The sequence below is a fragment of the Acidovorax sp. LjRoot129 genome (assembly GCF_964253765.1).
Lineage (GTDB): Bacteria > Pseudomonadota > Gammaproteobacteria > Burkholderiales > Burkholderiaceae_C > Acidovorax.
The window spans coordinates 164,406-185,019 of record NZ_CAXUSE020000001.1; the positions used below are offsets into that span (position 1 = coordinate 164,406).

The following is a 20,614-nucleotide window of genomic DNA, read 5'->3' on the forward strand; positions in this document are numbered from 1 at the left end:
AGTGGCGCAGGTAGGAGGTGGCAATGGGGCGCAAGGATGCGCACGCCCCGCAATGGGTAAGTGGTTAGCAGCGCCGCCTCTGGGGCACGCGCGCAGTGCTTCGCATGATAGGCCTCTCGGTTTGGTGGCCCGCCCGCGGCTACTGCCGTTGTGCGCGGTGCAGTGCGGGTGCCGCTACAGCCCCGCTCCCCCGTCGTCGCTGGTTTGCCCTTGCCGAAAAGCGTTGGGCGTGCAGCCCAACAGCTCGCGGAAAGATGCCGAGTACGCCGCAGCGCTCTCGAAGTGCAGGGTGTGCGCAATGGCCTTCACCGGGCGGCCAGAGGCCAGCAGGTCCAGCGAGGCGATCAGGCGCGCCCGCTGGCGCCAGGCCCTGAAACAGAGGCCGACCTCGGCGGTGAAGCGCCGGGTAAAGCTGCGCTCCGACATCGCCGCCGCCGCGGCCAGCGCGTGCAGGGGCAACTGCCATTGGTGGTGCGTTAGCAGCGGTGCCAATGCGGTTCGCAAAGCCTCGCTGGCCGGCATGGGCAGGTGGGTGGGCAGGCAGGGCGTGTTCTGCAGGGTGCGCAGCAGCAAGCTCACCATCAGGTGCCGCGTCGTGTGGTCAAAGTGCTGCTCGAACAAGCCCAGCACCAGTTGCCGGATCAGCGGCGACGCCACCACCGCATGCACCTCGTCCCGCCGCGTGAACGACTCGCACTCAGCGATCAGAACCGGCTGGCAATACACCGTGCGCATGTCGGCGGTGGACAGCACTTCGATGGCGTGCGGGTGCTGCGGTGGCACCCACAGTGCGCGCTGCGGGGGCACGGTCCAGCGCGCCTGCGGCGTCTCCACCAGCATCACCCCGCGCGTGGCAAACACCAGCTGGCCGCGCTGGTGCTGGTGGCGTGGCAGCACCGTGCCAGCCTGGTGGGTCTTGGCGAGCGTGGCCCACAGGCCGGCATCCTGGCGGCTCGGCGATGGAGATTGGCGTTCTGGGTCTGACATGCCAACCTATTATGAATTCCGACCCACCACCGCCCCTCGCCCCATGCAGATCCACACCTTTCTCGCCCACTCCGGCCGACACACCGCCCGTGCCGCCCAGGCCATCAACCCGCCCCTGGTGCGCGCCTCGACCGTGGTGTTCGACACCCTGGCCGACTACAAACATGCGCACCACCAGACGGTGTTCGACGCCCCGCGCTACGGCCGCTCGGGCACCCCGACCACGTTCGAGCTGCAGCGCTGCATGGCCGCGTTCGCGGGGGCCGAGACCTGCCTGGCCACCGCCAGCGGGCTGGCGGCCATCGTGGCCGTGCTCAGCGCCCACGCCGGCCCCGGCCGCCACCTGCTGCTGAACCAGGGCGTGTACGGGCCCACGCGCATCTTTTGCGACCAGGAGCTGGCGCCGCTGGGCACCACCGTCGAATATTTTCCGGAAGACGCCGACATCACGCCCTATCTGCGGGACAACACCAGCCTGGTCTACATCGAGACCCCTGCCTCGCTCACGATGGACATGCTGGATGCCCGTGCGGTGTGCGCCGCAGCACGCCAGCGCGGCATCCCCGTGGCGGCCGACGCGACCTGGGGCACGCCCGTGTTCTTTGACGCCCATGCGATCGGAATCGACATCGCCATCCATTCGGCCACCAAGTACATCAACGGCCATTCCGACCTGATGCTCGGGCTCATCACTGGGTCGCACGCGGCCCTGGCCAGCACACGCCGCTATTGCGACCGCAGCGGAGCACACGCCGCGCCCGATGTCTGTTGGCTCGCGTTGCGCGGCCTGCGCACGCTGGCCGTGCGCCTGGCGCGCCATGAGCAGACCGCCATGGCGCTGGCGTTGTGGCTGCAGCATCGGCCCGAGGTGGTGCGGGTGATGTTTCCGGCACTGCCGGGCGACCCGGGCCATGCGCTGTGGCGCGCGCAGTTCTCAGGCGCGGCCGGGCCCTTCACCTTCGAGCTCGCGCCCTGCAGCGAGACCGCGTTCGCGGCGTTCATCGACGCGCTCCGACTCTTCAGCCTGGGCACCAGCTGGGGAGGATACGAAAGCCTGGTGCTGCCGGCCGTGCCGTACGACCTGCGCCATCTGGCCACGCTGCCGGATGCAGGCCGCCTGGTCCGCCTGCACGTCGGGCTGGAGGACGCCGAAGACCTGTGCAGCGACTTGGACCAAGCGCTGGCCCACGTCCGTTGACTTGCCCGCGGCCCCTTGCCGCCACGTGGCGCCACACGGCGCCTGCACCGGTTGCCGTGCGCCCGGGGGCACGTCAGGGCATTGGGTCGCCCGGCCTGCGCGCCAGGGGCGGGGCAGGCGGCTGCCCTGCGTCAGGCTTGCGCGCACGCGGCCACCAGCTCTCGATGCGCTCTGCCGCCCAGTCCTTGCCGCCCAGGCCAAACGCCAGCGCTGCGGCAAACACCACGCCGCCCAGGAGGATGAGGAAACTCTGGCGCACGATGTCGCCGCCCACCTTGAGGTGGTCCAGCGCAATCAGCACCACAAACACCACGATGGCGTACTGCGCGACCTTGCCCAGCAGCGCGGCGTCCTGCAGCTTCTTGCGGTGCCCATACCCCGCCAGCGTGTTGCCCACAAACCGCGCAAAGTAGGCGCCGAACGCCAGGATGAGCAGCGCGATGAAGAGGTTGGGAACAAACCACACCAGGCGGCTGAGCAGGGCCGTGACGTAGCTCAGCCCCAGTCCGTTGAACGCCACCAGTAGCGCTGCCAGGATCACCAGCCAATACACCAGCAGGCCGAAGATGTCGGTGGTGTCGCCCGCCATGCCGCCCTGGCGCAAAAACGAGTCGAGCCCGGCGCGTTCGGTGAGCACCCTGAAGTTGATGGCCCTGAGGCCGCGGGTGACGGCAAACCGTGCTGCCTTGGCCAGCAGCCACCCGCCGAACACGATCAGGATGGCGATGAGGATGCGCGGAAGATATGCGCCCACCTGGTAGAGCATGGCCCGCGCAGGTTCCAGGTGGATACCGAAGTTTTCCATGAAATTTCTCTCGTTCTGTGTGAGGCCGCGCGCGGCTGTGGCGCGTTAGGCCAGAGGGGCCTGGCGGGGTTCGAATTCAGGCGTTGCGCCGATCAGGGCCAAGATGCCCTGCAGCGGAACCTGCACCCAGTCCACGCGGTTGCCAAGTTCGTAGCGCAGTTCGTACAGCGCCTTTTCCATCTCGAACAGCGCCAGCAGGCTGGCCGTGGTCTGCCGCTCCTGCTCGCTGCCGGCCATGTGGCCCATGTACGCGCCCAGGAAGGCGCTGCGCGTGGCTTCCTCCCACTGCAGCACGGCCGCGTCCATGCGCACCACCTCCTCGGTGCTCTGCATGGTGTGCTTGAGTGCGGCCCAGCGGGCGTAGTTGAACGACCGCAGCATGCCCGCCACGTCGCGCAGCGGCGAGCCCTTGGCGCGCCGCTCTTCAAAGCTGCGGCCTGGTTCGCCCTCGAAGTCGATGATGACGAAGTCGTTGCCCGTCACCAGCACCTGGCCCAGGTGGTAGTCGCCGTGGTAGCGCGTCTTGATTCCTGCCGGTGCCGTCAGCGGGGCACTGCCTGCGGCGATGTGGTCGATGACGGTGGTGCGCCGTGCCAGCACGGCCTGGGCGTCGGACTGCACCGGCGCGGGGAGCTCGGCCAGGCGGCGCTCGAGCAGCGCCAGCGTGTCTTGGGCTTCGGCGGTGGCGCGTTGGCGGTAGGCCGCCACGTCCTGCGCCGTCAGCGGTTCGGGGTCGAACGAGGGGTAGCCGGTGCGCAGCGCCAGCGCCCGGTGCAGCTGCGCGGTCCGCAAGCCCAGCGTGGACGCTAGCGCCAGGTAGCCGCCGTGCACATCGGCCGGTGCCTGTGCCTGCGCCGGCGCAACGCGCAGGTCTTCCAGAAAACGCTCCAGGTAGCCCTGCGTGTAGTCCCAGCCATCGCCCTGGTTGGACACGTACGACTGCACCAACGCCAGCGTCATCTGCGTGCCGTCGTTGGCCGTGTATTCCAGCGCGCCGGCCACGGGCACGCAGTGCGGGTAGCGGGCCACCTCGGTGAGGAACTTGCCGACCTCCAGCTCGGGGTTGAGGCCCGGGCGCAGCCGGCGGTAGCCCTTGAGGAACAGCGTTTCGTCAAAAGTGACGACGGTGTTGCTGCTTTGCGCACCCGGGCGGCTCACCGGCAGCTCATCGAGCCGCGCGGCGATGCCGGCAAACGCCCCCGTGGGCTTGAAGCGCAGCCGGCCGTGGGCCGTCGCCACTTCGCGGTTCGCACCGATGGCGCGCACGACGGCTCGGCAAAACGCCTCGTCGTGGAACGCGTCCCCCAGCACGCCCACCTGGGCCTGCTGGCGCACACGCGCCAGCCCGCCGGGCGAGATGCGCTTCATGCGCTCCTCGTCGGTTTCTTCCCACGCCAGCGCCAGCGGCACAAAGTAGGTCGCAGGCTCCTCGGGCCCTTCAATTGCGAGCAGCGGCAGCATCCATTCATGGCCCTCGTCGCTCCACAGCGCGTGGTCCTCTATGCGTGCGCGCTGGACCGCACTGCCGCCCTTGCCGGCGTACCAGCGCTGCGTTTCGATGAAGCGGGGCAGGGTGTCGGTTTCGAGCTGCGTGTGCATGCGCTCGGCCATGCCAATGCGCCAGGGCATGACCTGGTCGCGGAAAAAGCTCGTCCAGCCGTCGAACAGCACCAGCACAGGGCGCTCCTGCAAATCGAGCCCGTCCTGGTGCCAGGAGGGAATCTCGGCTTCGGTGGAGAGCCGGAACCAGTAGAAGCCGTACGACGGCAGCGTGAGCAGGTACGGCAGGTCGCCGATGGGGGGAAAGGTCACGCGCCCCAGCATCTCCACTGGCGCGCGGCCCTTGTAGGCCGACAGGTCCAGCTCCACCGGCTGCGCCGCGCGCGAGAGGTTGAAGACCGTCAGGATCACGTCGTCCTCGTGCACGCTCAAGTACGCCAGGATCTTGCGGTTGCCGGGCTTGAGAAAAATGCGCTTGCCGCGGCCGAAAGCGTGGCTCGTCTTGCGCACCGCCAGCATGCGGCGCGTCCAGTTGAGCAGCGAGCTCTGGTCGCGCGCCTGCGTCTCCACGTTGAGCGCTTCGTAGCCGTACATCGGGTCCATGATGGGCTGCAGGTACAGCCGCTGCGGGTCGGCGCGCGAGAAGCCGGCGTTGCGGTCGGGGCTCCACTGCATGGGCGTGCGCACGCCATTGCGGTCGCCCACGAACACGTTGTCGCCCATGCCGATCTCGTCGCCGTAGTACATGACCGGGGAGCCCGGCATCGACAGCAGCATGCCCTTCATGAGCTTGACGCGGTCGAGGTCGTTTTCCATCAGCGGCGCCAGGCGCCGGCGAATGCCGAGGTTGATGCGCGCGCGCTTGTCGGAGGCGTACATGTTGTACATGTAGTCGCGCTCCTTGCTCGTCACCATCTCCAGCGTGAGCTCGTCGTGGTTGCGCAAGAAGATGGCCCACTGGCAGCCGTCGGGAATCTCGGGCGTCTGCTGAAGGATCTCGACAATGGGGTGGCGGTCTTCCTGTGCGATGGCCATGTACATGCGCGGCATCAGCGGGAAGTGATAGGCCATGTGGCACTCGTCGCCATCGCCAAAATATTCGCGCACGTCCTCGGGCCACATGTTGGCCTCAGCCAGCAGAAAGCGGTTCTTGTATTCGGCGTCGATCACGGCGCGGATCTTCTTGATGACCGCGTGCGTCTCGGGCAGGTTCTCGTTGCTGGTGCCGTCACGCTCGACCAGGTAGGGAATAGCGTCCAGCCGGAAGCCGTCCACGCCCATGTCCAGCCAGAAGCGCATGGTCTTGAGCACCGCCTCCATCACCGCCGGGTTGTCGAAGTTCAGGTCAGGCTGGTGGCTGAAGAACCGGTGCCAGTAGTAGGCCTTGGCCACCGGGTCCCAGCTCCAGTTGGAGGTCTCGGTGTCGGTGAAGATGATCCGCGTGCCTTGGTAGATCTGGTCGGTGTCGCTCCACACGTAGAAGTCGCGCTCGGGCGAGCCAGGGGGCGCATGGCGCGCGGCCTGGAACCACGGGTGGTCGGCAGAGGTGTGGTTGATCACCAGCTCGGTGATCACACGCAGGCCGCGTTCATGCGCTGCGTTCAGCATTTCGCGGAAATCGTCGAGCGTGCCGTACTGCGGGTGCACGTCTTCGTATTCCGAGATGTCGTAGCCGTCGTCGCGCAGCGGCGAGGGATAAAACGGCATCAGCCAGATGGTGTTGACTCCCAGCTCCTTCACATAGTCGAGCTTGGCGGTCACGCCCTTGAAGTCGCCCACGCCATCGCCGTTGGTGTCAAAAAACGCCTTCACGTTGAGCTGGTAGATCACCGCATCGCGGTACCACAGCGGGTCATCGCTGGTGTCGATCTCGGGGTTCTCGGGCGTGATGCCGGGCAAAGGGTCCGGCAGGTCACCCGGGGGTGACGGCTGCAGCACGGGGGCGGGAATGGCGCTCATGGTTTTTCGCTCGTTTTTTATTCGAAGAAATCGAAGTCATGCTCGCGGCGCACATGCCGCCGCACCAGGAAAACATGCGCAGGCACGCGGTGGGGGTCCAGCTGCACGAAGTGCCAGTCGCCCTGCCACACAAACCGCTGATTGCTCAGCAGGTCGTGCATCTGCCAGCGCTCGGCCGGCGCGGGGGCCAATGCCGCACTCTCCTCCTCTGCGGCTTCGGCACCGGCCACCCAGGCGGCACTCAGGTTGACCCAGCCCGACTGCGCGTTGTGCGGGTCGAGGTTGACCACGGTGACCACGGTGTTGCGGCCGTCGGGCGAACGCTTGGCGTAGGCGATCAGGGCGTTGTTGTCGATCGACAAAAAGCGCAGCGAGTTGTCCGAATGCAAGGCGGGGTTCTCGCGTCGGATGTGGTTCACCCGGGTGATGAAGTCGCGCAGGTTGTCGGGCCGGTCGTGGTCCCAGTGGCGCAGCTGGTACTTCTCGGAGTGCAGGTATTCCTCGCTCCCAGGCTCGCGCGGATCGTGCTCGAGCAGCTCGTACGCCGGGCCGTAGATGCCGTAGCTGGCGGCCAGCGTGGCGGCCAGCACCAGGCGCGACATGAACACCGCAGGCTCGCCGCCGTGCAGGTGCTCGTTCAGGATGTCGGGCGTGTTGGGCCACACGTTGGGGCGGAAGTAGTCCTTGCCCGGGCCACTCGACAACTCGATGAAATACGCCGTCAGCTCCTCTTTGGTGTTGCGCCAGGTGTAGTACGTGTACGACTGCGAAAACCCCCGCTTGGCCAGCCCGTGCATGACCTTGGGCCGGGTAAAGGCCTCAGCCAAAAAGAGCACGTCGGGGTGGTTGCGCTTGATCTCGGTGATCACCCATTCCCAGAACGGGAAGGCCTTGGTGTGCGGGTTGTCGACGCGAAAGATGTGCACACCCTCGCCGATCCAGTGCTCGAACACGCTCTTGAGTTCCGTCCACAGGCCCTGCCAGTCGTCGCATTCGAAATTGAACGGGTAGATGTCCTGGTACTTCTTGGGCGGGTTTTCCGCGTATTGCACGGTGCCGTCGGGCCGCCAGCGGAACCAGTCCGGGTGCTGCTCGACGTAGGGGTGGTCGGGCGCGCACTGGAAGGCAATGTCCAGCGCGATCTCCAACCCGTGGCGGCGTGCCTCGCCCACCAGGCGGCGGAAGTCCTCGGCCGTGCCCAGCTCGGGCAGGATGGCCTTGTGGCCACCCTCTGCCGCGCCAATCGCCCAGGGGCTTCCCACATCGCCCGGCTGCGCCGTCAGCGCGTTGTTTTTGCCCTTGCGCTGCACGCGGCCGATGGGATGGATGGGCGGGAAGTACAACACGTCGAAACCCATGGCGGCGATGGCCGGCAAGCGGTTTTCCACATCGCGCAGCGTGCCGTGGGCGCCGGGCACGGGCGAGGTCGAACGGGGAAAAAGCTCGTACCAGGTGCTGTAGCGGGCGCGTTCGCGGTCCGCCACCAGCGGGAATTCTGTGGGGTAGCGGAACTCGTGGCGGCGGTCCGGGTAGCGCGCGATGAGTTCGGCGCGGTCGGAATCGAGCGCCAGGGCCTTGAGTGCCGTCGCCTTGGTGGCGCGCTCGGCGCTCTGCACTGCGCCCGCGGCCAGGGCCTCGTCCTCCAGCGCCTGCGCCCATTCCACCAGCGCGGCCTGGTCCTCGCCCTCTGCGCGGTGCGCCGCGGCGGCGATCTCGATGGCGCCGACGCGGGCGGCAATGCAAATGTCTTCCGGATCCACCCGGCGCACCAGCTCACGGCGCCACGAATCGAAGGAATCCACCCAGGCGGTGACCGTGTAGTAGTAGCGCCCGGACGCAGGCGGCAAAAAGCTGGCCCGCCATTCATCGTTGCCCGTGGCGACCATGGGCACCTCCACCGGTGCGGTGGCATCGTCTGCACGCCAGCACAGCATCACGCGCAACACATCGTGCCCGTCGGTAAAGCAGTGTGCTGTGACGACAAAGGGTTCGCCCGCCACGCACTTGACCGCAAAGCGGCCGGCATCGACGGCGGGCAGAACGGCCTCGACCACGGCCCGGACACGGCCGTCGTGCGCCATGCGTTCAGGCGCAATCGTGCTGGCGTGGGTGCGGGGGCTGGCGTTGGGCTGCAGCAAGATGGGGGTGGGGCTAGGCGTTGTCATGGGCGGCGGCCGGTGACGGCGTGAGGTAGATGGCGGACAAGGGCGGCAAGGTCAGGCACAGGGACTGCGTGAAGCGGCGCGAGCGCACGGGCGTGGATTCGACCCCGCCCAGGTTGCCCCAGCCCGAGCCCCCGAAGTCGCGGGCGTCGGTGTTCAGGATCTCGCCCCAGAAGCCGGCTGTGGGCACGCCGACGATGTAGTTCTCGCGCGGCACCGGTGTCATGTTGCAGACCACGAGCACCGGCGCGGCCGTGGGCCCGCCAGCGCGCGGCTTGCGCAAAAAGGCGATCACGCTTTGGGCAGCGTCGTCGGCCTCCAGCCACTCAAAGCCTTCGGCCGAGAAGTCGACCTGGTGCAGCGCGGGCTCGTTGCGGTACACGCGGTTGAGCGCGCCCACCAGCCGCTGCACGCCGCTGTGCCGTTCCCAGCCGGACATCTCCCAGTCCAGCTCGCCCTCGTGTGCCCATTCGCGCCGCTGGCCAAATTCGCCGCCCATGAAGAGCAGCTTCTTGCCGGGGTGGGCCCACATCAGCCCGAACAGCGCCCGCAGGTTCGCAAACTGCTGCCACTCGTCGCCGGGCATCTTGTTGATGAGCGACCCCTTGCCGTACACCACCTCATCGTGCGAGAGCGGCAGCACGAAGTTCTCGTTGAACGCGTACACCATCGAGAACGTGAGCTTGTGGTGGTGGTAGCGCCGGTTGACCGGGTCCTCCTTCATGTACGACAGGCTGTCATGCATCCAGCCCATGTTCCATTTCATGCCAAAGCCCAAGCCATTCATCTCGATGGGTCGCGACACCATCGGCCAGGCGGTGGACTCCTCGGCAATGCATACCGTGTCGGGGTGGTCGCGGTACAGCGCGCGGTTGAGGTGGCGCATGAACTCGATGGCTTCGAGGTTCTCGCGCCCGCCGTGGCGGTTGGGAATCCATTCGCCGTGTTTGCGTGCGTAGTCTAGGTACAGCATGGACGCAACCGCGTCCACGCGCAGGCCATCCAGGTGGTACTTGTCCAGCCAGAACAGCCCCGACGACACCAGGAAGCTGCGCACCTCGTGGCGCCCGTAGTTGAAGATGCTGGAGTTCCACTCGGGGTGAAAGCCCTGCCGCGGGTCGGAATGCTCGAACAGGTGCGTGCCGTCAAAACGGTCCAGGCCATGCGCGTCGGCGGGGAAGTGCGACGGGACCCAGTCGAGCAGCACGCCGATGCCCTGCTGGTGCAGATGGTCCACGAAGTACATGAAATCCTGCGGCGTGCCATAGCGGGCCGTCGGCGCGAAGTACCCGGTGGTCTGGTAGCCCCAGGAGCCATAAAACGGGTGCTCGGTGATAGGCATCAGCTCCACATGGGTGAAGCCGGTGTGCAGCACGTATTCGGCCAGCGCATGGGCCAGCTCGCGGTAGCCCATGAAGGCGCCGTCCTTGCGCCGCCACGACCCCAGATGCACCTCGTAGATCGACATCGGCGCGTCCAGCGCGTTGTGCGCGCCGCGGCTTTCCATCCAGGCGCTATCGTTCCATTCGTAGTCGAGCGACCAGGCGCGCGACGCGGTGGCGGGGGGCAGCTCGGCGTACATCGCAAAGGGATCGGCTTTTTCCAGCACATCACCGCTCTGCGCAACGATGCGAAATTTGTAGGCATGTCCTTGCTCGACGCCCGGCACATGGCCCTCCCACACACCGCTGTCATCGGTGCGGTGGCGCAACGGGTTGGCGTCGGAGTTCCAGCCGTTCCATTCGCCGATCACCGAAACATGGGCGGCATTGGGGGCCCACACCGCCAGATCTGCCCCATCGCCGTCCGCGCGCAGGTGGCAGCCCAGCGCCTGGTACAGCCGTGCATGGGTTCCCTCGCGAAAAAGATAAGCGTCATGCGCAGTGAGCGCGGTCTGGAGCGGGGATGCCTGCACGGATGGGTTCCTCATGGCGGTCGGGAGCGCGGAATGCCGCGCCGGTACCGGTGGGACGGTGAGCCCCGATGGCGACAGGGGCGCGACAGATGCCATTGGTGCATGGCCGAGCTGCCGGCACCGCGCGGCACGGACGCAAGGGCTTGCAGGACAACACCTTGCCCGGCTGTAGGAGGTGTCTTGCACCCGCCGCGCCCACAGTGCGGTGTCGGTAAAGGGGCTATTCCTACGTGGCGTGTCCTGCGGACCGGGCTAGAGTGTGTTGATCGACGTACGAAAGGACCCGAACATGCGCGTGGACATCTACCGCCAGGCCGAAGCCGATGGCAAGTTTTCCCACCTGGCCGTGCCCGAGGGCCAGCCGATACCGCAAGAGGCGATCGACACCGCCTGGGAAGACGAGGCCCGCGGCTTAGAGCTGGACGATTCTCTGGAGCGCTGGGACCAGTACGGCATCGAACGGCCGAGCGAGCAGATGGGTCAAAAGGGCTACGCGATCACCAGCCTGGCGAAGATGACCGATTGAAGTAGGGGCAGGCCGCTGCAGGACGCAGGCCTGCGTTCACAAGCGCTCGCTGGTGACCGCGACCGCGGTTTATGGCGCGGGGCCGTCCACAAAATCCACCATAGCTGCCAGCACGTCCGCATGCTGCAGGATCTTGCGGTGGCCCAGGCCGTCGGTGGCCAGCAGCTTGGCGTGCGGGATGTGGTCGCGGTAGGCCTCGCCGTCCGCAAAGCGGTTGATGCGGTCGCCGCGGTCGTGCACCACCAGCGTGGGCAGCGCGATGCGCGGGCCCACGGCGGGCGGCTCGAACTGGCGCATGAGGACGCCTTCGCGCGCCTCGATCAGACGCTGCATGGCGGCGCGCGTGCGCTCCGAGAGGCCGAACACCTGCGCGAACAGGCGCGTGTACTCGTGCGGCGAGGCCGGCGGCGCAATCATCACCAGCCGCCCTGTGGCCAGGCCGCGGCTGGCGGCGTGGGCCGCCGCGTTGGCCGTCAGTGAATGGGCCACCACGGCGTGGGGAGCCGAATCCTGCGCGTGCAGCCGGGCGGTGGCGTATTCGATAGCGCGCGAAAACTGGGGCAGGTTGCTCACCCGGCCGCGGCTGCCGCCATGGGCGGGCAGGTCCATCAGCACCGGCCGCAAACCCCGTGCGGCCAGCGCTTCGGCCAGCGGCAGCATCTGGCGCGCGTGCCCGCCCCAGCCGTGCAGCAGCAGTACCGCCGGGCCATGGGGTTGTGCCAGGGGCGTGTAGACCGTGATTTCCGCATCTTCAAAAGGCCAGCGCTCCGTGCGCCATGCGCTGCCCGGCGAGGTGGGGCTGCCGGGTTTGCGCAGCGGCAGCGGCGTGCCGAACAGGCGGTAGGCCGCACGCACGGCCAGCGCGGGCCAGAGCCGCTCGGTGGTCCCGAGCGCTGCGCGCAGCAGCCGCATGGCCGCGTGCGCGCTGTAGAAGTTGGAGGTGGCTTGCAGGGCGGTGGTGTGGCTCATGGCGGGCTCCGAAAAGAGAGAGAAGGGTGGCGCGGCGGGCGCGTGGCGCAACGCAGGCGCTGGCCGAGACCGCAGGCGCCAGCCCATCAAAAAGGGCGCGGCGTGCGTGGCTCAGCGCTCAATAAAAAATCCAGTCGCGGTTGCTGCGTGGCAACCGGGCGAGGGTGTCGCGCAGCCCGCGGAGGGCGCCCAGCGCGGCTGCAATGGCCGCAATACCCAAGAGGATCAGCATGGTGGTTCCTTTCTTCGCACGGTTGTGCGAAATTGGGGCAAATGAAGGCAAGAGGTTTCCATTGCACGACCAGCGGTCAGGCGGTTGGTTGGTAGCTCTTGACGAGGCGCGCCCACGACGCCTCGGTGCGTGGCACCGCCTGCGGATCACGCAGGAAGCGCACATCGTGCAGTAAGCCCATGATCATGGAATAGATCTCGCCCACCAGCTGGTCGGGCGCGGTGTCAGGGGGGAGGTGGCCGGCCTCGATGGCCTGCAGCACCGTGCGCCGCAGCGCCGCGCGCCAGCGGGTGATTTCGGTGTGCAGCAGGTCGCGCAACTCGCCTTCGCGATCGTCCAGCTCAAACGCGCCCGCGGTGTAGATGCAGCCGGTAAAGGCCTCCACATCGCGCGTGCGGGCTATCCAGCGGCGCACGATCTCGTTGAGGCGCGGCAGGCCCTTGGGCTGCTGCATGGCGGGCACGAACACGTCGGCCAGGAAGCGGCGGCCAAACTCTTCAATCACCGCCTTTTGCAGCGCCTCACGCGAGCCGGCCCGCGAGAACACGCCGCTCTTGGACAACCCCACGCGGTCGGCCACGGCCTGCAGCGTGATCGACTCCAGGCCCTCGGCCGCGGCCAGGTCCAGCGCCGCGCCCACGATCGCTGCGCGGGTGAGTTCTGCTTTTTGGGTCTTGGCGTCCATGGCGCGAATTTAGCACAACCGTGCGAAATATCAAATCCACGGCGAGATGAGGGGTTTTGCCCGCGCTGCGGGTGCGCCGCCACTGCGCAGCCCGCAGTCCTGAAGAGCGGTACTGCTGTCAATCACGGGACCCCACCGACTGGCCCGCAGCCCGCCCCGCTGGTACGCTGCGTCGCCATGGAGACAAGCAAAACCCCCCCGCAAAGTTCGGCACCCACCACCGCGGCGCCCGCGCGATCTGCGCCCCCGTTTGTGCCGCAGATCCGCCTGTACCAGAACTGGCTGCGCGACCAGCGTGGGCTGGCGTTCGACAGCTACGACGCGCTGTGGCGCTGGTCCACCACCGAACTCGACGCGTTCTGGCAAAGCGTGTGGGATTACTTCGGCATCCAGTCGCCCACGCCGCATACCGCGGTGCTGGCCCACAACACGATGCCTGGGGCCCAGTGGTTCCCCGGCGCACAGGTGAACTACGCGCGCCAGGCGCTGCGCCATGTCGATGCCGCCCACGCCGCAGGCCTGCCGGCCATCATCAGCCGCAATGAAAAAGGCCAGCACCGTGAACTCTCCTGGCCCGAGTTGCGCCGCCAGGTCGCGTCTCTGGCGCTGCACCTCAAGGCCCAGGGCGTGTTGCCCGGCGACCGCGTGGCCGCCTACCTGCCCAACGTGCCCGAGGCCATGGTGGCCTTTCTGGCCACGGTGAGCATTGGCGGCGTGTGGAGCATCTGCGCGCCCGACATGGGCACGCATGCGGTGCTCGACCGCTTCCGGCAGATCGAGCCCAAGGTACTCATCGGCGTGGACGGCGTGACCTATGGCGGGCGCGATCACGACCGCACCGCCGTGCTGGCCGAGCTGCGCGGCGCGCTCCCGAGCGTGCAGCACGCGGTGCTGCTGGGCAATCTGGATGCTTCTGTTTTGATAGCTGAATGGGCAAGCTGGACTGGCGCTACGGCCCGAAATGATGCTGAAACTGCGGCGTTCGAGCCGATGTGGCTGCCGTTCGACCACCCGCTGTGGATCGTCTACTCCAGCGGCACCACGGGCCTGCCCAAGCCCATCGTGCACGGCCACGGCGGCTCGCTGCTGGTGGCGCTGCAGCTCAAGGTGCTGCACAACGATATCGGCTGCAGCTACGACGCCAACAGCTTTGGCGAGCGCTACCACTGGTACAGCTCCACCGGCTGGGTGATGTGGAACGCGCAGATGAGCGGCCTGCTGTCGGGCACGACCTGCGTGATCTACGACGGCAACCCTGGCGGCAGCAAAGACCACCCCGACTGGGGCGTGCTCTGGCGTTTTGCGGCCGAGACGGGCGTGACCTTTTTCGGCGCGGGCGCGGCGTTTTTTGCCAACTGCATGAAGGCGGGCATCACGCTGGCGGACTATGGCGACCTGACGCGCATCCGCGCTTTGGGCACGACGGGCTCGCCGCTGTCGCCCGAAGTGCAGCAGTGGGGCACGGCGCAGTTCGAGGCACTGGGGACACGCGACATCTGGTGGAACAACATCTCTGGGGGTACCGACTTTTGCGGCGCTTTCATCGGCGGCAACCGCGAAATGCCCCAGGTGCCTGGTGAGATGCAGTGCCGCATGCTGGGTGCAGCCGTGGAAGCGTGGAACACGGAGGGCTTGCCGGTGATGGGCGAGGTGGGCGAGCTGGTGTGCGCGCAGCCGATTCCGTCGATGCCGCTCTACCTGTGGGGCGACAAGGATGGGTCACGCTACCTGTCGAGCTACTTTGACATGTACCCCGCAGGGCACGGCCGCCAACCCGGGGGTGGCGATGGCCCCGCCAGCATGGGCGCGGTGTGGCGCCACGGGGACTGGCTCAAGATCGACGGCGCCAGTGGCGGCTGCATCATCTATGGCCGCAGCGACGCCACCATCAACCGCCATGGCCTGCGCATGGGCACGAGCGAGATCTACAGCGCCGTCGAATCCCTGCCCGAAGTGCTCGACAGCCTGGTGGTCGACCTGGAGTACCTGGGCCGCGAGAGCTACATGCCGCTGTTTGTGGCGCTGCGCCCCGGCAGCGTGCTCGACGACGCTTTGCGTGCGCGCATCAACGGTGCAGTGCGCACGGCGCTGAGCCCGCGGTTTGTGCCCGACGACATCTTTGCTGTGGCGGAGGTGCCGCGCACGCTCAGTGGGAAGAAGCAGGAGCTGCCGATCAAGAAATTGCTGCTGGGCCAGCCGATCGAGAAGGTGGTCAACAAGGATGCGATGGCCAATCCGGGGTGCCTGGACTGGTATGTGGCGTTTGCAAAGGAACGGTCCAGCACGCTATCAAATACATAGCTACCAGCGCCTGATGGATAAGCGCCAGGGCCATTTTCGACCTGAAATTCAGCTTTCCGCGATGTGCTGAGCTGCATGGTTCCGGCCTCGCGGCTGGCACCGGCTGCAAGCCCGGGCCGGAACGGTCAACCAGGGCACGGCGCCAAGCCAGGGCCGCCGCGCAAGAGCCGCCCCGCCGCGCTGGCGGCGTCCCCCTGAGGGGGAAGCGGCGCAGCCGCTCAGGGGGTTAGTCGAGTTTCGCGCCGGACGCCTTGATCAGCCGCTCCCACACCGGCCGCTCCTTCGCAATCGCCGCCGCAAACAGCGCGGGCGAGCTGTTCTGCACGTCGAACCCCATCGCCACGATCCGCTGCGCCACGTCGGGCTGCTGCGTGGCCTTGCGCACTTCGGCCGCGATGCGCTCCAGGATGGGCGCGGGCGTACCGGCCGGCGCGCCAAAGGCCAGCCAGCCCGCCACGCGGTAGGCCTCGTCGTTCAGGCCCTGCTCGGCCAACGTGGGCACGTTGGGCAGGGTGCCCATGCGGTGCTCGCCGCTCACGCCGATCGCCTTGAGCTTGCCCGCGTCGATGTGCGCCTTGGCCTGCAGCGCGCTCGCAAACGCGATCTGGATCTGGCCGCCCAGCAGGTCCTGCACCATGGGCGCCTCGCCCCGGTAGGCCACGTGGCTCATGTCGGCGTTCTGCGTGAGGCTCATGTACGCGCCGGCCAGGTGCGGATACGCGCCCGTGCCATACGAGCCATAGGCGACCTTGCCCTTGTTGGCCACCACGTACTTGAGCAACTCGGGCCCCGTGGCTGCGGGCACGCTGGGGTGTGCCACCAGCACCAGCGGCGCAATGGCGATCTGGTAGATGGGCGCAATGTCGCGCTCGGGGCTGTAGGGCAGCTTGGTGTAGAGGAACTGGTTCGTGAGCATCGAGTTGCTCAGGCCCAGCAGCAGCGTGTAGCCGTCGGGCGCGGCCTTGGCCACGGCGTCGGTGCCGATGATGCCGGCCGCGCCGGGTTTGTTGTCGATGACGATCGGTTGGCCCAGGCCCACGGCCATCTTCTCGGCCAGCACGCGCGCCAGCACGTCGGTGGCACCGCCCGCAGCAAAAGGCACGATCACCTTGATGGGCTTGTTGGGGTAGGCGGGCGCCTGCGCAAAGGCGGCGGTGCCGACACTGGCCGCTGCGGCGGCCAGCGCGGCGCGGCCCAACCAGTGGCGGCGGTTCATCAGCTTGTGGTGGAAGGGCATGCGCTGTCTCCTGTCGAAGTTGTTGTTAGAAAAAAGAAACCGAACCGGCTCCGCTTGCATGGTGGCGCGCCGAAACGGACCTGTCACGCGGGCTTATGCGGGTGCGTGACCAACCTCTGGCGCCGGGTCGCTGGCTACCGTGACGGTGAGCGGCAGAGGCGCGAGCACTTCGCGCAGACGGGCCAGCAGTGCGTCCGTGTCCGCAGTGTCTGCAGCGGCCGCGCTGGCAGGCATGACGGTTACCCGCACGGCGCTGTCGCCCTCGGGCTGCACCAGGGGGCGTGGCGCACCGGGGACCTGCGTGGCGCACACGCCGTCCACCAGCGCCTGCACCGTGTGGCAGGCCGCGCGCAGGCGCAGCTCGGGCTTGAAGATCTTGCCGACGTTGGTCACCGGCATGGCGGCCAGCACCTTCACCCAGCGCGGGCGGGCCACGGCCTCGTCCACGCGCTCGGCGGTGAAGGCCAGCAGCTCGGCCTCGGTGACCCGCGCGCCCGGCACCAGCGTGGCGTAGGCCACGGGCAGCTCGCCCGCGTACGCATCGGGCGCGCCCACGGCGGCACACAGCTGCACTGCGGGGTGGGCGCCCAGTGCGTCCTCGATCACCTTGGGGTCGATGTTGTGGCCGCTGCGGATGATGAGGTCCTTGGAGCGGCCGCTCAGGTTCAGGCGACCCTCTGCATCCACAAAGCCCAGGTCGCCCGTGGCCAGCCAGCCGTCCTCTGTGAATGCCTTGGCCGTGTCGGCCGCATCCAGAAAGCCCGAGAACAGATTGGGCGACTTGAACAGCACCATGCCGGGCTCACCGCGCGGCATGTCCTGGCCGGACGCGTTGCCATGCGCATCCAGCGCCACGATGCGCAGCTGCGTGTACGGCAGCCGCCAGCCCACGCAGCCCGCAGGCGCGTCCACGCCGGGCGGGGTGATGGTGGAGATGCCCGCCATCTCCGTCATGCCTAGGCTCTCGTGCACGTGCAAGCCGAACAGCCGCTCGAAGCGCGCCGCCAGCTCCGGCGCCAGGATGGCCGCGCCCGTACGGCAATACCGCAGCGAGCTGATGTCGGCGCCATCCAGCGGCACGTTGGCCAGCGCCGCCAGCACCGTGGGCACGGCGGAGAGGTAGGTGCAGCGGTAGCGCTCGGCCAGCCGCCAGTAGTTGCCGATGACCTCGCGGTTGCGGAACAGGCCGGTGGTGGGGATGATGGTTTCCACCCCCGCCGACAGCGCCGCCAGCGACCCGGGCAACACGCCCGCCACATGGAACAGCGGGTAGCCGTTGATGCCCACGTCGCCTGGCGTGATGCCCTGCATCTGCACGCTGGCCCAGGCGGTGAACACCTGCGCGCCGTGGCTGTGGCGCGCCAGCTTGGGGGCGCCCGTGGTGCCGCCGGTGTGGAAATACGCCGCGATATCGGTGGCTGCAATGCGCCGCCCGCTCACCAGGCGGTCCACAGGCTGCGCGCTGCGGGCCCCGAAGTCCATCACGCCTTCGGGCAGTGCCCCGGCCGCTCCGGCTGCCTCGTCGTGCGGCGCTACACGCAACACCGTGGTGAGGGTCGGCACCTGGCCGCGCAGGCGCAGGGCCTTGGCCCACAGGCCTGCGTCACCGTCCGTGGGCTCGTCGCCCCAGGCGATCAGCACCTTGGCGCGCGCCACGGTCATCATTGCCACCAGCTTCTCGTCGGTGAGCATGGGGTTGAGCGGCTGTACGATGCCCGCCGCCTCGCCGCCCCATAGGGCCAGGTGGTATTCCAGGCAGCCGGGCAGCAGCACGGCCACCGCGTCCTCGGGCCCCACGCGCAGCGCGTGCAGCAGGTTGGCCGTCTGGTGGATGCCGGCCAAGAGTTCGTTGAACGACCAGCGCAGGGGTGTGTCAGCCGGGTTGGCCGTGGGTAAGAAGGTGAGCGCGGTCTTGTCACCAAACGCATGGGCCGCGTTGCAGAAAATCTCGTAGGTGCTCTGCACCAGCAGCGCCTCGGCCAGGGGCCGTGCCTCCAGGCGTTCGACGTCCGCCAGGCTGCGGACGCTGGTGGTGCGGGCGAACGGCGGGTTCAGCGGCGGATAGGCAAGGGGGGCGGCGGCGTGGGGCGTGGTGGAGGTCATGGGTGCAGCGGAAAGCGGATCGGCCATTGTTGGGCCGCGGGGGCTTCCTGACAATCACATCGGCGTCCCCAAAAATGCGCTGGGTTCCTGCACCTGCGGGGCGCGTGCTCCGATCCAGAGAACCAGAGTGGCGCGCAGGCGCCCCGAGCGCACGACGGCGTGGGGCAAAGCCTTGGGGCCCCGCTGCTTCTGTGGAGGAGTCTCAAGAGCACCCCGTGCCCCCACCTCCGCCCCGTCCGCCTCCCATTTCATCCACCCCCGGGCGGGCGGTGTGCCTACAAAAAGCCCTTGCACCGGCCGCCCATAATGTGGCGTCCTTATCCGCCATCCTGGCGCGACCGGAGCCCCTGACATGAACACTTCCCAACATCCCAAGCGTTTTTCGATGATCCGTGAGTTCCACCTGGCCGACTGGTTCACGCTGGGCAATGCCGTCTGCGGCGTGGGCGCGCTGTTCTCGTCGATGACCTACCTGGAAACCGGCGACGTGGTGCACGTGTACTTTGCCGCCGCCCTGGTGCTGGCCGCGCTGATCTTCGACGTGCTCGACGGCCGCATCGCCCGCTGGCGCCAAAAGAGCTCGGCCATGGGGCGCGAGCTCGACTCGCTGGCCGACGTGATTTCGTTCGGCGTGGCGCCCGCCATCATTGCCTACGGCTGTGGCATGCAGGGGCTGTTCGACCGCATCGTGCTGGCGTACTTCGTGGCCTGCGGCGTGTCGCGCTTGGCGCGCTACAACGTCACGGCCGAGACGCTGTCGGGCGACGACGGCAAGGTCAAGTACTTCGAGGGCACGCCCATCCCCACGTCCATCGTGCTCGTGGCCCTGCTGGCTCTGGCCGCCTTCACGGGCGCCGTGCGCGAAAACCTGTGGTTTGGCAAGGTGCTCATCGGCGGCTTCACGCTGCACCCGCTGGTGCTGATCTTTGCGGTGTCGGGGTCGCTGATGATCAGCCGTATCCGGATTCCGAAGCTCTGAGCGGGTTGGCCGTTGGCGCGGTGCCACGCAGGGCACCCCATTCTTTAAAACATAGTTTTGCTATAAAATATATAGCAACAAGTGTTTGATAATCAAGCGCTAGAGGCTGTTTTGGCTTGAATTTCAGCCCGCAGCGGGCCGGCGGTTGACCAGCACGATGCCCGCCGCCACCAGCACCAGCGCCGCCACCAGGCCCGGGGTGATGGGCTCGCCCAGCCAGACCGCGCCAAACAGCAGCGCGAACACCGGCGTGAGGAACACGAACACCGAAATCTTGGTGGCCGGGTAGTGCGCCAGCATCCACATCCAGGCCAGGTAGCTGGCAAATGCCCCCACCAGTGCTTGCGCCAGCAACGAACCCCAGGCAAAGGTGCTGAACTGCCACACCCAGGCTTCGCCCAGGCCGAGCGAAATCACCGGCAGCACCGCCGTGCTCACGCCCACCTGGTAGAGCAACTGCTTGGCCGGGGCCACGCGGGACAGCGGCGTGGTGCGGATCACCACCGTGGTCAGGGCCCACATCAAGCCCGCGGCCAGGCCCAGCAGGTCGCCCAACCAAGCCTGGGGCAGGGCAGCATTGGCGGGGCCCAGCAGGCCATCGCCCAGCGCCAGCCCCACGCCGACGAACGCCGCCGCCAGGCCGAGCCACTGCCAGCCCTGCAGGCGCTCACCCGGGATAAAACGCGGCAGCAGCAGTGCCACCCAAAACGGTGAGGCATACAAAAACACTGTGAGTCGCGAAGCGCTGGTGTGCTGCAAGCCCAGGTAGATGCACGCAAATTCCCCCGCAAACAGCGCCCCGGCCAGCAGCCCCGCGCGCGCCGCGCCAGCGGGCTCTGCCGCGGCGGACAACCGCACCCCGCGCCACAGGCACCAGGCCACCACCGCTACGGTGGCCAGCGCGAAACGCACGAAGGCCTGGAACACCGGCGCGACCTCGGCCACCGTGGCCTTGACCAGCACCTGCTGAAAGCCCCAGAACATGCAGCAGGCCAGCAGCACGCAGAGGGCGAGGGAGTCGATGTGGGTTTTACGGGGGGAGGGCATCGGGCGATT

14 protein-coding genes are annotated in these 20,614 nt (G+C 67.7%); 4 read left to right on the forward strand and 10 right to left on the reverse strand.

Annotated elements, in window-relative coordinates:
• Positions 1–174 precede the first annotated feature (174 nt).
• Positions 175–987, reverse strand: coding sequence for an AraC family transcriptional regulator (locus ACSQ3Q_RS00805; protein ID WP_436132542.1), 813 nt, complete (start codon positions 985–987; stop codon positions 175–177).
• Between the two features lie 43 nt (positions 988–1,030).
• Between ACSQ3Q_RS00805 and ACSQ3Q_RS00810 the strand changes: the two genes are divergently transcribed.
• Positions 1,031–2,185, forward strand: coding sequence for a trans-sulfuration enzyme family protein (locus tag ACSQ3Q_RS00810; RefSeq protein ID WP_436132543.1), 1,155 nt, complete (start codon positions 1,031–1,033; stop codon positions 2,183–2,185).
• A 73-nt stretch (positions 2,186–2,258) separates the two neighbouring features.
• Here ACSQ3Q_RS00810 and ACSQ3Q_RS00815 read toward each other — a convergent pair whose 3' ends face one another.
• Genes ACSQ3Q_RS00815 through glgB form a run of 4 tightly spaced genes read right to left on the reverse strand, consistent with a single transcriptional unit; the run spans position 2,259 to position 10,541 of the window.
• Entirely contained in the window at positions 2,259–2,990 is a 732-nt protein-coding gene (locus ACSQ3Q_RS00815) for a mechanosensitive ion channel family protein (RefSeq protein WP_436132544.1), read from the reverse strand.
• Positions 2,991–3,035: 45 nt separating this feature from the next.
• Positions 3,036–6,449 carry a maltose alpha-D-glucosyltransferase gene (gene treS / locus ACSQ3Q_RS00820; RefSeq protein WP_436132545.1) on the reverse strand — a complete coding sequence of 1,138 codons (3,414 nt, stop codon included), beginning with the start codon at positions 6,447–6,449 and terminating at the stop codon, positions 3,036–3,038.
• Positions 6,450–6,466: 17 nt separating this feature from the next.
• Complete coding sequence (locus tag ACSQ3Q_RS00825) at positions 6,467–8,614, reverse strand: maltotransferase domain-containing protein (RefSeq protein ID WP_436132546.1); 2,148 nt, start codon at positions 8,612–8,614, stop codon at positions 6,467–6,469.
• Positions 8,601–10,541 (reverse strand): 1,4-alpha-glucan branching protein GlgB, encoded by a 1,941-nt coding sequence (gene glgB, locus ACSQ3Q_RS00830; protein ID WP_436132547.1) that lies wholly within the window; start codon positions 10,539–10,541, stop codon positions 8,601–8,603. Before glgB ends, ACSQ3Q_RS00825 begins: the two co-directional genes overlap by 14 nt.
• Before the next feature lie 274 nt (positions 10,542–10,815).
• Between glgB and ACSQ3Q_RS00835 the strand changes: the two genes are divergently transcribed.
• Positions 10,816–11,052, forward strand: a complete 237-nt coding sequence (locus ACSQ3Q_RS00835; RefSeq protein ID WP_436132548.1) for a DUF6139 family protein — start codon at positions 10,816–10,818, stop codon at positions 11,050–11,052.
• A gap of 69 nt (positions 11,053–11,121) precedes the next feature.
• Here ACSQ3Q_RS00835 and ACSQ3Q_RS00840 read toward each other — a convergent pair whose 3' ends face one another.
• Together ACSQ3Q_RS00840 and ACSQ3Q_RS00845 are read right to left on the reverse strand one after the other, a co-directional pair.
• Complete coding sequence (locus tag ACSQ3Q_RS00840; protein ID WP_436132549.1) at positions 11,122–12,021, reverse strand: alpha/beta fold hydrolase; 900 nt, start codon at positions 12,019–12,021, stop codon at positions 11,122–11,124.
• A 308-nt stretch (positions 12,022–12,329) separates the two neighbouring features.
• Positions 12,330–12,938: a TetR/AcrR family transcriptional regulator gene (locus ACSQ3Q_RS00845; RefSeq protein WP_436132550.1), complete on the reverse strand. Its 609-nt coding sequence runs from the start codon at positions 12,936–12,938 to the stop codon at positions 12,330–12,332.
• Between the two features lie 177 nt (positions 12,939–13,115).
• Between ACSQ3Q_RS00845 and ACSQ3Q_RS00850 the strand changes: the two genes are divergently transcribed.
• Complete coding sequence (locus ACSQ3Q_RS00850; protein WP_436132551.1) at positions 13,116–15,239, forward strand: acetoacetate--CoA ligase; 2,124 nt, start codon at positions 13,116–13,118, stop codon at positions 15,237–15,239.
• A 226-nt stretch (positions 15,240–15,465) separates the two neighbouring features.
• On the opposite strand, the gene ACSQ3Q_RS00855 is transcribed toward ACSQ3Q_RS00850, so the two are convergent.
• Together ACSQ3Q_RS00855 and ACSQ3Q_RS00860 are read right to left on the reverse strand one after the other, a co-directional pair.
• Positions 15,466–16,476: a Bug family tripartite tricarboxylate transporter substrate binding protein gene (locus ACSQ3Q_RS00855; protein ID WP_436132552.1), complete on the reverse strand. Its 1,011-nt coding sequence runs from the start codon at positions 16,474–16,476 to the stop codon at positions 15,466–15,468.
• Positions 16,477–16,569: 93 nt separating this feature from the next.
• Entirely contained in the window at positions 16,570–18,579 is a 2,010-nt protein-coding gene (locus tag ACSQ3Q_RS00860) for an acyl-CoA synthetase (RefSeq protein WP_436132553.1), read from the reverse strand.
• A 352-nt stretch (positions 18,580–18,931) separates the two neighbouring features.
• Between ACSQ3Q_RS00860 and pssA the strand changes: the two genes are divergently transcribed.
• Positions 18,932–19,558 carry a CDP-diacylglycerol--serine O-phosphatidyltransferase gene (pssA, locus tag ACSQ3Q_RS00865; protein WP_436132554.1) on the forward strand — a complete coding sequence of 209 codons (627 nt, stop codon included), beginning with the start codon at positions 18,932–18,934 and terminating at the stop codon, positions 19,556–19,558.
• Positions 19,559–19,681: 123 nt separating this feature from the next.
• Here pssA and ACSQ3Q_RS00870 read toward each other — a convergent pair whose 3' ends face one another.
• Positions 19,682–20,605, reverse strand: coding sequence for a DMT family transporter (locus tag ACSQ3Q_RS00870; RefSeq protein WP_436132555.1), 924 nt, complete (start codon positions 20,603–20,605; stop codon positions 19,682–19,684).
• Between the last annotated feature and the right edge of the window lie 9 nt (positions 20,606–20,614).